Origin of the sequence: Ktedonobacter racemifer DSM 44963, assembly GCF_000178855.1 — a bacterium.
In the GTDB taxonomy this organism is placed as follows: domain Bacteria; phylum Chloroflexota; class Ktedonobacteria; order Ktedonobacterales; family Ktedonobacteraceae; genus Ktedonobacter; species Ktedonobacter racemifer.
This window is the reverse complement of the sequence record NZ_ADVG01000001.1, coordinates 3023651-3037950: the sequence shown is the minus strand read 5'-3', so window position 1 is coordinate 3037950 and position 14300 is coordinate 3023651. Positions and strand designations below refer to the sequence as shown.

Annotated in this window: 10 protein-coding genes and 2 tRNA genes; 7 read left to right on the top strand and 5 right to left on the bottom strand. The window is 53.6% G+C overall.

Going from position 1 to position 14300, the window contains the following annotated elements; genetic code table 11:
• Positions 1-194: 194 nt before the first annotated feature.
• Positions 195-2753: a DUF4012 domain-containing protein gene (locus KRAC_RS12935; protein ID WP_157506412.1), complete on the bottom strand. Its 2559-nt coding sequence runs from the start codon at positions 2751-2753 to the stop codon at positions 195-197.
• A gap of 216 nt (positions 2754-2969) precedes the next feature.
• Positions 2970-4406 carry a DNA polymerase Y family protein gene (locus KRAC_RS12930; RefSeq protein ID WP_007907588.1) on the bottom strand — a complete coding sequence of 479 codons (1437 nt, stop codon included), beginning with the start codon at positions 4404-4406 and terminating at the stop codon, positions 2970-2972.
• 427 nt (positions 4407-4833) lie between these two features.
• Here KRAC_RS12930 and KRAC_RS12925 point away from each other — a divergent pair, with 427 nt between their 5' ends.
• The 4 genes from KRAC_RS12925 (at position 4834) to KRAC_RS12910 (ending at position 9121) form a co-directional block, all read left to right on the top strand.
• The gene (locus KRAC_RS12925; protein ID WP_007907586.1) at positions 4834-5649 is read left to right on the top strand and encodes a hypothetical protein; all 816 of its coding nucleotides are present in this window, start codon (positions 4834-4836) and stop codon (positions 5647-5649) included.
• A gap of 137 nt (positions 5650-5786) precedes the next feature.
• Positions 5787-6596 (top strand): GspE/PulE/PilB domain-containing protein, encoded by an 810-nt coding sequence (locus KRAC_RS12920; RefSeq protein ID WP_007907584.1) that lies wholly within the window; start codon positions 5787-5789, stop codon positions 6594-6596.
• Positions 6597-6742: 146 nt separating this feature from the next.
• Entirely contained in the window at positions 6743-7672 is a 930-nt protein-coding gene (locus KRAC_RS12915) for a GDP-mannose 4,6-dehydratase (protein ID WP_007907583.1), read from the top strand.
• A gap of 303 nt (positions 7673-7975) precedes the next feature.
• Positions 7976-9121: an inositol-3-phosphate synthase gene (locus KRAC_RS12910; protein WP_007907582.1), complete on the top strand. Its 1146-nt coding sequence runs from the start codon at positions 7976-7978 to the stop codon at positions 9119-9121.
• 200 nt (positions 9122-9321) lie between these two features.
• Here the strand turns inward: KRAC_RS12910 and KRAC_RS12905 are convergent, their stop codons facing one another.
• Positions 9322-9519, bottom strand: a complete 198-nt coding sequence (locus KRAC_RS12905; protein WP_007907581.1) for a carbon storage regulator — start codon at positions 9517-9519, stop codon at positions 9322-9324.
• 672 nt (positions 9520-10191) lie between these two features.
• Positions 10192-11076 carry a sigma-70 family RNA polymerase sigma factor gene (locus KRAC_RS12900; RefSeq protein ID WP_007907580.1) on the bottom strand — a complete coding sequence of 295 codons (885 nt, stop codon included), beginning with the start codon at positions 11074-11076 and terminating at the stop codon, positions 10192-10194.
• 273 nt (positions 11077-11349) lie between these two features.
• On the opposite strand from KRAC_RS12900, the gene KRAC_RS12895 reads away from it, so the two are divergent.
• The 3 genes from KRAC_RS12895 to KRAC_RS12885 all read left to right on the top strand — a co-directional run bounded on the left by KRAC_RS12895 (position 11350) and on the right by KRAC_RS12885 (position 11879).
• Entirely contained in the window at positions 11350-11643 is a 294-nt protein-coding gene (locus KRAC_RS12895; RefSeq protein WP_040442463.1) for a hypothetical protein, read from the top strand.
• Between the two features lie 53 nt (positions 11644-11696).
• Positions 11697-11782, top strand: a tRNA-Ser gene (locus KRAC_RS12890).
• Between the two features lie 8 nt (positions 11783-11790).
• A tRNA-Ser gene (locus tag KRAC_RS12885) sits at positions 11791-11879 on the top strand.
• Between the two features lie 577 nt (positions 11880-12456).
• Here the strand turns inward: KRAC_RS12885 and KRAC_RS12880 are convergent.
• Positions 12457-14235: a zinc ribbon domain-containing protein gene (locus KRAC_RS12880; RefSeq protein WP_007907578.1), complete on the bottom strand. Its 1779-nt coding sequence runs from the start codon at positions 14233-14235 to the stop codon at positions 12457-12459.
• Positions 14236-14300: the final 65 nt, after the last annotated feature.

The window sequence follows — 14300 nt, the reverse complement described above, 5'->3', positions numbered from 1 at the left end:
AACGTATGGCGGCTACAAAACAGGAAAAGTATTTCAGGGTGTTCTATCGCACCAAGCTCATGCTATTTGTACAGTATAAGATAGCATATTCATTCCAGAGAGGCAATAGCTAAAAAGCCCCGTCAAAATGTTCCAAAAGAATATGATGTGCTGGTGGTAGGCGAAGCCTGCTCGCCAGCACATCATATTCCCTTCTACACGCCAGGTCCAGGATAACAATTGCTATCGTGTGCCAGCGCCTGCTGCGGGGACTTGAGCTGGAAGCTCTGATCCTGCGTGAGCGTGCCATTGAAGTAGGTGCCTGCTGAGGAGAGGCTCGCGCAGTTTCCCGTGGGTGGCAGGAGCGAGAGATCCCACTCGGGGAAGGTGCCACTCTGCCGCTGGATGAGAAGCTGGTAGGGAGCCGTTCCCATTGGGGGAACGTACCAGGAGACGGTCGCCGTTAGAGTACAGTTTTTCGGCACCACGAGGTAACCTGCGAACATCGCGCGTCCTGGCTCATCACTCTGAGAACTGGATGGCCCGCCAATCTTGTTTAAGGGATGCCACTGGTGATAATAGGGGTCGTTGAGCATAGGCGCGCTCGCTCCCGCCTCGTATTGTCCCGGTGGACAGATCAGCTCTTGTTGGGGATAAATGCCATCTCTGGGGCAGGTGCCAAAGCCTCCACCACAGAGAGGGTCGTTAGTATAGAAGCCATCGCCGCTCAGCAGTTTAGCGGTGGGGGGGACATAGATGCGCACATAATCGCGTAGAGTATCCAGCCCATAAACAGAATTGATCTGGTTATAGGCCAGGCGGAGCTGAAGGACATGGGTTGCCCCCCCCTGAGCGTCGAGGGACACTGTGTCCTTAAAGATGCTGCGTGTAAATTGCGAGGCCTTGCTGGCACTCACGTTTTCCTGCACGATGTAGAGTCCATCGTGGGTTGTGGCGCGGTCGATCTCGGCGGCATAGCCATAGCGACTAAGAAGAGCCTGGGCCTGTGGATTACCCAGGTAGACCTCTAGATCCTTGGTTTGCAGGCTATGGAGAAACATGGTCGCCAGTTGTAAGAGATCGTTGACAGGCGCGTTCTGGATGCGCTGCATCAGGGCTTTTTCGACACGACTGGTGAAGAGCTTACGCGCCTGAGCAGGATCTTCAACGTGCTCGATAAGCTCGCTGCGCCGAATGCCCGCGTTATCAAGCTGGTAGTAATGCAGGCGCTCCTCCAGATTTTGCGAGGTGACGGTCTCGTTATACTCGCTAATGGTCAGGGGACCCGTGACAGCGAGTACGCGCTGTATCATAAAAGGCGAGAACATAATGACGCCATCGATATCGCGTTTGACCTCGGTATGATACAAATTCGTGATGATCTTCGCTGAGGTGGGAAAGTCCGCGGAGAGATTGGCATCGCGGATGCCCCAGTTATCGAATGGCCACCAGGAGCGATAGGCTTCGGGCGCTGCCTGACCGCTGGTGGGAGTATCTGGTGCGTATTCAAGCAGGGCGATATCCTTGAGCGTAATAGGCGAGACACGCCCACCTGTCACGGTTACCTCGGCATATTGTCCATTGAAACCGCCGGTCGCGCGTAACTCGCCTCGATCCATCGTTTGCAGGAGAAAGGTCCGTGGCGTGTTGACGCCAAGTAGCCAGTTGGCAACGCCTGCCAGGCTCTCAAGGAGCGAGAAGCCCTGCTTCAATTGAGGCAGCATTTGCAGATATTGCTGAGCCTGGGCGCGCTGCTTCTCGCTTAAAGGAAGCGCGCTGATCTGTAGCTGTTGTGCCTCGTTAGTAATGCGCTCGATGCGCGGTTGAAGCTGGTCGAGCGTCTGCTGAATCTGCGCAATATCCGTAGAGGTAAAGAGCGGGTCTTTCGTGTTTCCCAACAACGGCGTATGCAATTTGGGAGCGAGCTTGCTGACCAGTGTCAGGGCATCATTGCCGACATAGGTCGCCTCAATGCCGATGCGTAGCGCCTGGCGTGCGGCGACAATTTGTTGCTGATAGGATGAGAAGTTTGTCTCTACCAGGTGAACCAGCGACGAATTATCGAGAATTTGCTGGGCCGAGGTAAAGTCCATGCGCGCGGCATTGATCTCCTCCTGCGCCTGCTGGATGCGCTGCGGATTGAGCAGGTTGGGCGTCTTCTGGGCAGGATTCTGCGAGGTCGAACCTGAAAGCAGGCTCTTGACGTTTTGCAGGTGCTGAATACCCTGATTGGCGTGTGCGCGCAGGGCATTGTATGTCGAGAGACCACTGAGGCCATAAACGATTCCGCCAGCCAGGGGCGCGAGGATGCTGAAGACCAGCAAGAGGCGTAGGCCTAGAGAGAGCTTCTGACGCCGGGTCAGGGGCTGAAATATCGATAGGTGAAGCCTCGCTGCCCATATCTGTGGCTTAAGAGGCGGTAATGGAGTGGTGGCAGCGGCGGCTACAGACTCCCCAGGCGTGGTTTCTGCCTTCTCTGATTCTGCCTTCTCTGCTGCATTGGTCGTGTCTTCTTTAGAGGCGAGAGGGCTTTCAGGCACCATGTCCGTTGCTGGAGCCGGCGTAGTTGGCATGGGAGTGATGGGAGAAGGCAGCGGAGCGCTTGCATACTCAGTCAAGGAAATGGCACTCGCCCCTTTTTCGTCTTCCTGCTCATTAGGAGTGGTCGGGATACTCTCCTCAATTTGGCCTGGTGTTACCTGCTGGTCGCCTGCTTCGGCTATATTCTGCTCGAAGGCGGGTTGCTTGTCTGCATTATCGTTCACTAGTGCCACACATCTCTCTTCTTTGTACGTATGCACGCTTGGATATCCCTTGCCATAACTATAACGTATCAGTTTGCCTGTACGTTTCATGATAATGGCCTCTATCCTGGCATGAGGGCAGGAAGAGCGTACAGGGACGACGCTGCTAAAGCACGCGTCTACATATAATGGCGCGAAATTCCGTACCATTATATGTAGACGCGTGCTTTAGCAGCGTTGAGCCGTTTAGCGCGAGAGTTTACGCGTGGGGCGTCCGCGTCCGCGGACGGCTGGTGGATAATAGGTGGGGAGTGCTGAGATGATATCCCCGATGCGCAGTTGCACCTGGAGGTAGCGGTGCCCCTCCCGATGATAGTGTGCGAAGAGCATCAGGCTGTGATGGGCAATGACATCGGCGTCATCGGTATGGCGCGAGAGAAGCATTTGCCCCCCTACGGACTCCTCGGCTGTCGTAACGGCCATTTCTTCGCCATCGTCTCCCATAACCAGCTTGCGTGTCTCACGCTTCTGGGGGCGATAGGGCCAGAGAATCAGGGCAATCGACTGCCCCTTGAGGCGTTGCTCGCGCAGGCGATCACTGAGATAGTTGGCGAGCTTGCGCGCCGCGGCACATGCTTCATCGGCATCTGCGGCATGATGGAAGCGGATGCGGGCATTCTGGCTGAGGGGTGGCACATCGGGAATAACCAGGCTGATGTCTTCTCCCTGCGCGACATGATAGAGCCAGCCTCCCAGGCGTCCCAGGCGGCGCGCAAGCCCATCTTCAGTCAAATTGGCGATCTGGGCAAAGGTCGTAATGCCAAAGTCACGCAGGTGCGCAAGCATCTCAGCGACCGCAATGGGATCGGCCTGCTCGCTTTTCCCCTCGATATCGGGTGTATGGACGCGGTTGGCCTCATTTGTTTCTGCTAATTCGGGGAGTGCGCCGGGAATGCCAGTTCCCGCTGAGCGCAGTTGGAGCAGCATCGAGAGCGGGAGCGTCTGGACGAACGATGCCTCACGCCCAGGTGGAATATAAAGTACGCCCTGGCGTCCATCGCGCCGGCTCATAAGTGCCGCCAGTTCAGCGATGGCCTTGCCATTAGCGATACCAATCTGTGCGGTAAGGCCCATCTCGGCGATTTCAGCGCAGAGGCGCTCGCCCAGGGTCACAGGCGAATCAAACGCCAACTCGCATCCGCGCAGGTCGATAAAGACGTCGGCCAGGGGCAGGGATTCAATGATGCGCGAATAGGCGCGGTAGCGCTCGCGTAACTTTTGTAAGTAGGGCTGGTAGCGTTCATTGGAGGCGGGCAAGAAACGCGTTCGGGGAGCGATCCGGTGCGCACGCCGTAGCGGCATGCCGGGAATAATGCCCAGGCGTACAGCCGCTGGCGAGGCATCAATGACACGCCCAGGTTCATTGGGGCGTCCGTTCCCGGTCCCGATGACAAAACTCAAACCGCGTAAGGTTGGATCGAAGATCTCTTCGAGCGTGCAATAGAAATTACGAATACGTACATGCATCACGCCCTGGCGCAAGCGTGCGCGTTCGGCGGCTCGTGCAGCCTGCTCTGGCGACATCTCCACGCCGTTATCGACGGGAGCCGCGTCTTGTGCTAGCTGGTCTACATGCAGCAGTGAATGGGTTGAGGGTGGTGCTGAATGAATGGGTGGTTGCATGTTATTCTTCAAAATTCTTTGTTACTTCTGCTACTAAATTCTTCTATGAACAGGTGCCGCTCTGCCCGGTAGGCAGCATTAGCAAGCCTACTAATACTAACGTAAGCGACGAAGCTGTTCGCGTACGAATTCTTCCGTCGCAAGCGGTTTGCACTCCTCATTGTGATACGCTAAATGCACTGTGTCAAGTCTTCTTCGCTTCTACTTTCGCGTCTGCGGCGCTCAGGGGTAGGAGGGAAGGGCATGTGGCACGGGTAAATGCCCGTGCCACATGCCCTTCCCTCCTACCCTCGGCGAGCTTACGAGCTGAAATGAATGACTTTGGCGCAACTCTGTTTTTTTGAGAAGAGAAAGGCGTGACAGATGTAAGCTATATCAAGTACAATAGTAGTAGTGTTATTAGTAAAAATAGGACGCGGAGGTGGAGATGGGGCAGCAGGAATCATCATCCTCGATGGCAAATGGGCAATTTAAGGTTGAAACTGTTCAACGCTTAGTACAAACCTTGCTCTCCCCCTTACAGGTGTACTGCGCGTACACTACTGAACAGGGGAGTAATCTTCAGACCTTGCAGTTGTGTGTCTATCATCTCCTCGTTACGATGCAGGCCCTCTATCAGCATCATATACCAGCATTAGCGCAATTGCGAATGCCAGCCGTGGCGGCCCAGAGCGGCCAGGCGGGAGAGACACACAAGAGTGTTGAGATCTTTGCGCTTCGCTATCAGTGCTGGCAACGTTTGCGCGAGATTGAGGGGCAATGCATACGCCTGTTGCCCTGGGCTCATATGCTGAATACTATGCTTACGATGATGCTCGATCAAGTTGAGCGCTTGCCGGAGTCCCAGCAGAGACAGCAGGCGCTTGCTCGTTCCCAGTCTGAGAAGGCTACGGCCCTATCCCGGCGGGCTGGACACGACCTGGTAATGCCTATGAAGGACTGGCTCGACGTGTATACACGCCAACCTGTTTTTCTATCCATCCTGGGCCAGAGTGGCCTGGCCCCTGACACGTTGCAGCACCTGGATAGAGACCTCATAAGCTTTTTGCAGGTAGCAATCAACATGTTAGAGGAGACCTTTCCTAACGTGGTTGAGATACTTCCCGCGCGTAAGCATGTTCAGGCCCTGGTGCTCCTCCAATTGTTGCAAAGAAATGATTTCTTAATCATGCAGGCTGTCTCCTTACAGCGCGCCTTGAGCCTGCTGCGGTATCAGAGCGTACCCGTGGGTAAAACAGAGTAAATATACTGATCTTAACCGAGAGGGAAAACTTTTAACGCAAATACAACCTGTTTCGCTGTTCGATGTCCAGCCTCTTACGGGTATGCTTATGTCGGCATGTATCCATGCAAGAATTTAGAGAGGCGAGGAGTTGTAGCATGCGCGAGCAGGAGGCGTCTGGACTAGTATATCCGCCATCTATGAATGCATATGCATATGTAGACCTTGGGGCGTTACACGAGTTGGAGGATGCGGTACTGGCGCTCTGGCAGCGTGAACAGAGGGAACTGGCGCTGGTCTCGTTTACGTTTGAGTTTGAGCAAGCCGAGCAGGCTGCTAACGGCACGCGTGCTCTCGTGGAGCGCGTGCGCGCGTTTGTGCGTAAGACAGACCAGGTCTTTGTATTAGGGGCAAGCTGCTACTTTCTGCTGCTTGAGGCCAGGTTGGAGGGCGCGCACATCGTCCAGGAGCGCCTATGGCAGGCGCTGCTCTGGCATGTGCATGGGCAGGAGTTGGACACAGGTGAGGGTCCCATGGCGATGCAAAGCAGCCTGAGGACCTTGCCAGATGCACCACAACAAAGCGGACAACTGGTGCGGCAGACCTTGCGTGAACTCCGGCAGGCATCGCGCTCCTTTCAATTCTACCAACGGCAACATTTGCATCCACATGAGGTCCTCTCCTCTCCATCTGGACCTGATGACCTTGCTCGCCTGGCTCAATGTATGGGTGTTCCCTATATTTCCTCGCTTCCAGGCAACCTCCCAGTACAGGTGCGGAACCTGGTAAGCAAGCAATTGGCGCAAGAGCTTCAGTGTTATCCCCTTGGCTGTGAAGACGATATCTTGACGGTCGCGATGGCTGACCCCCGCAATGAGGCCGCCCTGAGCCGTTTACAGCAGGAAACCGGTTTGACGATTTATCCTATCCTGACAAGTAAGCATGAACTCCAAGGTGTATGGCTGTGAGGATGTTGAAATAAAGCCGCTCCAGTGACTATAATAACCTGAAACATGTCTTGTATACAAGCATGATGTTCTACATTACCCCCCTCTCTCCGGCGGTGCGGTTGAACTGTGCCTTAGAGCTATAGTTGTCAGAAAGGTTTAACAACATGAGGATACTGGTCACGGGTGGTGCTGGTTTTATTGGTTCACATATTGTTGATCACTATATTGCCGCGGGCCACGAGGTGGCGGTGGTCGATAATCTCTGGTCGCATGGGGGTGGCAACCTGGCAAACCTCAATCCACAGGCACAATTATTTCGCGCCGATATTACCGATGAAGAGTCCCTGGCCCATATTTTTGATGCAGTAAAGCCCGAGACTGTGTGTCACCAGGCCGCCCAGCACAGCGTAGTCGTTTCCACAAAGGATCCCAAACTCGATGCGCACGTGAATGTCTTTGGTTTACTTTCTATCCTGAATAATTGTACCCGCGTGGGAACGCGTAAGATTATCTTCGCCTCCTCGGGTGCGACCTATGGCACGCCTATGTGTTTGCCTGTTGATGAAGATGTAATGCAGCGTCCAGAGTCGCCCTACGGCATCACCAAAATGGTCGCTGAGCACTATCTGCGTTACTGGCATGAGGCCAATGGCCTGACGTATACCGCTCTGCGTTATGGCAACGTCTATGGTCCACGCCAGGATCCGAATGGTGAGGCGGGCGTCATCGCCATCTTTGCCAGGCGCTTCTTGACGCACCAGCCTGTGCGCATCGATTGGGATGGTGAGCAGAGTAAAGATTATGTCTATGTGGCCGATGTGGCTCGCGCCAATGTGCAGGCTCTTACGCGTGGCGATAACGAGGTTTTCTGTATCGGCACGGGTGAGGCGGTCTCGGTCAATGGTATTTATAAGACGCTAGCCGCGGTTACTGGCTATGAACCAGAGATTGTGCGCGCTCCCAAGCGTCCTGGTGACCTCTATAAATCGCAATTTAACTGTGGCAAGGCTGAGCGCCTCCTGGGTTGGAAGCCAGAAGTCTCCTTTGAGGAGGGCGTGCGCGCAACCCTGGCCTTCTTCCAACAACAGAGCTAGCGAAAAAATACTGAGTCGTCGCTCAGGGTAAGGGGTGTATGTGGGAAAAATGCGGGCATTGCCCGCATTTTTCCCACATACACCCCTTACTCGAAGGATCGCGTAGCGAGTAGAAGAGCAGATCCGCCAGAAATTGAATTGGGTAATTAATTTCTCTATGATTGGGAATAAAATTTCTCACGAAAAATGTTCTCTCTTAATGGTGACCTTCTTGCCTGAAAGGTTGCTGTTCAAGGTTTTTTTCTTGCTCTTTACCATAAAGAAGAGGACGTTTCAGAGTATACATTATGAAGGAGTGAGTACATGGCGGATAATCGCAAAGTGCGCGTTGCCATCATTGGTGTTGGGAACTGTGCCAGTTCTCTTGTGCAAGGCGTCCAATATTACCAGAATGCTAAAGAAGATGATTTTATCCCGGGCTTGATGCATGTCAACTTGGGTGGTTATCATATCCGAGATATTGAGTTTACCGCGGCCTTCGATATCGACACCAACAAGGTTGGCAAGGACCTGAGCGAGGCCATCTACCAGGAACCCAATAACACCTATCGTTTCGCGGATGTCCCCTACCTCAACGTCAAAGTGTACCGGGGTATGACGCATGATGGCCTGGGAAAATATTTGTCTAAAGTGATCACAAAGGCGCCTGGTTCAACCGCTAATATCGCGCAAATTCTTCAGGATACCAAGACCGATGTGGTCATTAACTATCTGCCGGTAGGCTCTGAGACAGCAACCAAGTGGTATGTTGAGCAGATCTTGCAGGCGGGTGTGGGTATGGTCAACTGCATTCCAGTGTTTATCGCCCGCGAGGAGTACTGGCAGCAGCGTTTCAAAGAGGCCGGAGTGCCGATTATTGGCGATGACATCAAGAGCCAGGTTGGTGCCACCATTGTGCATCGCAAGCTAGCGCGCCTCTTCCGTGAGCGCGGTGTCAAGCTTGAGCGCACCATGCAGCTCAATGTCGGCGGCAACACCGATTTCTATAACATGCTGGAGCGCGAGCGCCTGGAGTCTAAGAAAGAGAGCAAGACCAACGCAGTCACCAGTCAGCTTGATTATGAGCTGGGAGGCGACAATGTGCATATTGGTCCCTCCGATTATGTGGCCTGGCTTAGCGACCGCAAATGGGCCTATATCCGCCTGGAGGGTCGAACCTTTGGCGATGTGCCCTTGAACGTCGAACTCAAGCTTGAGGTCTGGGATTCGCCCAACTCCGCAGGCGTTGTCATCGATGCCGTGCGCCTGGTGAAGCTTGCCATGGATAATGGCATCAGCGGCACACTGGAGGCACCCAGCGCCTACCTGATGAAGTCGCCATCAGTTCAGTACTCAGACGACATCGCCCGCGACATGACTGAGGCTTTCATCCAGGAGATGACAGGCGCGCGTGAGGGGCGGGAGGCCGCCCTCGAGCAAGACAACAGCCACAAAGCTGGCGCCCGCTAACTTGCTTGTTCACAGAGTTCAGGCTTAATCAAGGGTAAATAATAGGTTGCTCCCTGGCAGCCAGAGGCTGCCAGGGAGCAACCTATTATTTACCCTTGTGAGCGCCGCAGGCGCGAGAAGTCAAAAAGAAAAAGGAGGTAGTGCAGAAGAAAACTCTTCTACACTACCTCCTCCTTTTGTATGCGGTCCACTTAATAGAGCTAGCGTTGCTGTAGGGGGGAAGAATTCTGTACGGGTGTCTCGGGCACAGATCGTAGCAGCTCCTCGCGCACGATGCTAACATCTGGAGGAGCGCTAATCCCAATTTTGACGCGCTCGCCTTCAACAGCCAGCACCGAAATGTTAATTACACCAGCAAGCACTATACTTTCGCCAACTTTTCGTCGCAATACAAGCATGCATAGCTCCCTTCATCAGAAGCAAATTCCAGGCGTCCCTGCGCTGCGAGGCTTCTCAATGCGTGTGCGTGAGGGCGCCGCATTAGTAAAATGGCAAGTCACGATGTGCCCTTACCATTGCCAGTTTCAAACGCAAGGCCCGTAGACAATGGGTATCGTTCGCACAATCTGCTCATCGATATAAACTTACACGAGATAAGTTTCATTTCTCAGTATACATTCTGCTACAACCATGCTCTCTACGATGTAGGTACCATTCTGAACTTGTGCCTGAAGTTCTAGAATGCGCTCAGTGCGTCTTTGAACCCCTTTTTCATAGGTGGGCAGGTTATAGAGAACGACTGCACGGTTTGGGGCCGTATGAAAGATTATCTGCTGTGAGTGGCATGGGAAGGCTTCATGGACAGGCGCCTCCCATGTCGTATAGGATATGACCCGATTTTCAAGCCGTTTGTGCTCTACATATATTCATGCTCAAAACGAGCATTCATAATATTCTCTCCGTCGCGTTACTGAGAGGGTACTCTCATTATACCGCTAACCCCCTCGGGGTGTCTTTATCTACACATTGTTATCGACAACCCAGACGCCTTCATTAAGAGAAAAAACGGTGGAAACTCGGGTCGCTACGAGAATTACTGTTTGTGAATATGACGCTCACGCCTACCATTTTTAGTGTGTACGCGTCGTCTCCATATGATGTTTCCCACCCGAATGGTGGTAGGCATATACGGGCTGCGTTTCGCCCTCATTCTTTGCTTTCCCCTGCTCCTTGCTGGGAACTGTTTCACCCGTTTGATAGGCGCTCAAGGTCGAGCGGAGCCGTACGAGGGCCTGCATACGTAGCTGACAGACGCGAGACTCCGAGACATTCATTATACGACTGATTTCCTTCATGGTTAGCTCTTCCTTGTAGTAGAGGGAGAGCAAGAGTTGCTCACGTGGCGGGAGATGCTGGAGGGCTGCAGAAAGGGACTGAATTAGCTCTTCGTGTTCAACTGCTTCACCGGGATCTTGCTGACTCTCATCCTCTAGCATATCACCCAGGGAGGCGCTCTCATCTTCCTGAATGCTTGATCCCATCGGGGCATCCAATGAAAGCACCGAGACGCTCATCTCCGTGAGCATCTGTCGATAGCGTTCCACGCTGACATCCAGTGCCTTAGCGGCCTCTGCCTCGGTCGCGGGCCGTCCCAGTTGCTGTTCCAGCTCGGCGTGAGTCCGTTCGATCTGGCGGATACGTGAAACGGATGAACGAGGAAGCCAGTTCAGTTGGCGGATCTGGTCAATTACGGCTCCACGAATGCGAGGAGTAGCAAAAGCCTCAAAGCGCACTCCTCGTGATAGATCGTAGCGGTCAATCGCGTTGATGAGGCCGATCATGCCATAGCCGATGAGATCCTCGCTATCCATGATACTGGTTGGAGGGATGCCTAAGCGACCAACTGCGAGACGTACGAGAGGCGCGTACATAGTAATCAATTCATTCCGGAGTTCTGAGCTTTTATGTTCCTGGTATCTTTCCCAGATTTCACTCAAGGTAGCCGTTGCCTGCATGGGCTTATTGCCACTCCTTTCAGCAGAAATAATCTCTTTCTGCGCTCTCCTTCTTCTGCTCTTGGTACATAAAGTGTAGTAGCGATGAGTGGCAGAGGGACATTGACTCTAGTCCCTGGTTTGGGCAACAAAAGTCCCTAAGCCATATCCCTCTCTAGGGACTATAAAGTCGGGTGTAGAATGCCGATAAGGAAAGCTAGAGTAGCACCTTGATGAGCCGTGCTCTTGCACGCAAGCTTAAAAGGCGAAAGATAACAAGGAGAAGAGATGCTTATGTCGAATTCACATGATTCATCAATGGGTGGTGATTTTTATGAACAGCCTCACGAGGGGCTTAGGCACTCCCCAGCGATGGACCCTGAGGTCTCTGCGAGGGAGATTGCGCGTGAGCAGGTCCTCCTGCATGCCTTATTAGAGCAGGGCTTCCTCTGGGATGAAGCCATAAAGCTCATCAGGATGCGTGAGCATTTGTATGAGAATACGGAGATGCGCCAGCGTATGGCTGAAGATTGTCATATCCAATTTGCTCGCTGGTTATATGAACAAGGCGAGTTAAACGAAGAATAAATCCGCTCTAAAAGTGCTTGTCAAGGCGGGGAAGATGTGTTATACTCCGTGGCGGAGAGGTGTCAGAGTGGTCGAATGTGCCGCTCTCGAAAAGCGGTAGGGTTAATAGCCCTCGCGGGTTCGAATCCCGCCCTCTCCGCTTATCCTGGAGGAGTCTCATAGTGGTCTAGTGAGCACGACTGGAAATCGTGTAAGGTGATGAGCCTTCGCGGGTTCGAATCCCGCCTCCTCCGCCATCTTACCCTATACCAAATATGCCGACTGTAATAGTCGGTTTTTTTATTGAGTTTGAGAACCAAAAGAGACTCGCGTCCTCTCCTCTGAGCTCTGAGGATCTCCGCCGCTCTATCCCTTAAAAGCAGATGCCTCCCTGCTCTGGTGTCCATGCTCCTGGCAGTCTGTGACGCTACTGGTGTAGACAAGCCGCAGGCTTGGCTGGCCTTGTAACACCCAACTCCTTCCTGGTCACAGTTGCTGATCACGCCGGATGGCATTTTCTGAGTGCGCCGTTAACTTCTCTAACGAATACATCACAAACTTATACATAAATGGAGCATAGCTGGCGTTTTCCTTCAGGAGTGCTAGCCGACGCTCTACTTTGTCGATCTACGACGTGCGGAAACCGGTGAGGTCACAAGGATCTAAAGTCATACGACTTCGTCGTAGCTTACGTAGCACTGGGCCTAATGAGAAACGATACTAATAAGAAGCGATCCTTCGTTGGCTCAAGCCACTTGCCGAGCCAACAGTGGAAAGAAAAGCCCCTTACCGTGCGAACCGACTCCCTTGCTCCTCAGAGTCCATTCTGAGCATTTACAGTTGCGTCCAGCCTGCGATGGTGATGCTGAGTATGAGATTTTCATTCGTTGAATAGGTGACAAGCGTGGTAACACTGCCGCTATCGGGCGAGAGTACTTGTAGTTTTCTTTGTTTGTTATTGTCAGAGTTGTCGGTAATAGATAACCAGGCCATGTCGCGTGAGATGTTCGTCCAGGGCGTTTTGATCCAGGGAGTAACATAGTGATCGGCTGTGTTCGTGCCTATTACTTGTTTGAGACCCGTACCGTCCAGATTGACGCGCCAGATGCTATATCCAGGACCTGACGTCTCTTGTGCCACCTGGAAGAAGATGCTGGTTCTGGTCACCGCAACGATGTGGGTAGCGTAGAATATGGGGGGCGTGCTCTTGCTCAACAGAGGGCGAGGTGTGGTGCCGTTGAGGAGGTGGGTGACGATATGGCTGGTTCCCCTTGAAATCAACTCCTCCTGATTGCCTGGACAATCGCTGCTGTAAAGCGTCCGCATGTCGGGGGCGAAAGCATAATCCCAGCAAAAGGTCGATCCCTCGTCGACGAGTTGTTTCAATTGCTTGATGGAGGTGTAGGCACGCTTCTGTGCGGTATCCAGCAGGTAGACTCCGAAGAGCGATGATGAACTGGAATGATAATCATAGAAGTGATGAGCGACGGCAAGATGCGTGTTATCAACCCAGACGAGGGGTGCGACATAATCGAGGTTATCCTGGATGGTTTTAGCAGGATAAGCGTCATAGAGCGAGCCGTCGCCTGTGTCAAGGATACCGGTCCCAGCTCTGGCTGGCGTATAGTAGGTAGATGTGATGGAATAATCAAAGGCGATGTGCTTATTGTCGGGAGACCAGGAGGGTGCGCCGATGTCAAAGGAGCCGATGCGCGACTGGGAAGGGATCGTCTGATCAGCGCAAATGAGCGTTTGTAGTCCTTGTCCATCGGCGCGCACCACCTGAAGTTTCCCTGGAAATTGAAGCTTATAGCCGTAGGTAGGATCCCAAGCGGTGGAAGACCAGGCCAGGAAGAGTATCCACTGACCATCGCCAGAAACCTGCACCTCCGTCACGAGCGTTTGGTGTAGCGAGAGCACCGTGCTGATCTGGCGCGTAGCAGGATTATAGCGTTTGAGCAGCGTCTCGCCTGATGTGCTATCGAAGTAGAACAAGTTGTTGCTCTTGCCACGCGCGAGATAGGCGCTAACCATTGGGCGCGCCTTGCCATTCGGCGGGCAACTCGTTTCGGTTGGCGGCATCTTCTCGGTCGCGCGGGCCGGGAGAGAAGGATGAGTGGCGGAGGTGTCATGCCCCTGCTGCATGCTTCTGGCGATAATGGGGGCGGCGGTCATAACCCCTCCAGTGACAACAGCCACGGTGAGGACGCCAATGACGATCTTCCCCAGCGCGGTTTTCAGGAAACCAGCAGCAGCCTTGCCTATCGCTCCCTGGCTGGTAGATATGGACGTCCCTGGAGCGCTAGCGGGCAGGTTTACCTGCGGCGTTCCGGGCGCACCGGGAGTGGCAGGAGTATCGCTGGATACGGGAACTATCACCGAGGGGGGCATCCCCACGCGAGCGTCTCGTGCCCCTCCATCACCGATGGAGGGCTGCACGTTGGGAACCTGACACCGCTCTGTTGGCTCATCCTGTCTCATAGAGGGCACACCCGGCATCTGGTCTCTCTCCGTGGCTTCGTTCTGGCTCGCTACAGCGAGCCAGTGACCACAAAAGGCGCAGAAGATCGCCTCGACAGGATTGTCCCGTTTACACTGAGGACAGTGCGTCATCTTACGTGCAACCTTTCAAATGGGATGATAGCAAGTATTCAACTTGTCCTCGGCTTGGTTCGTTG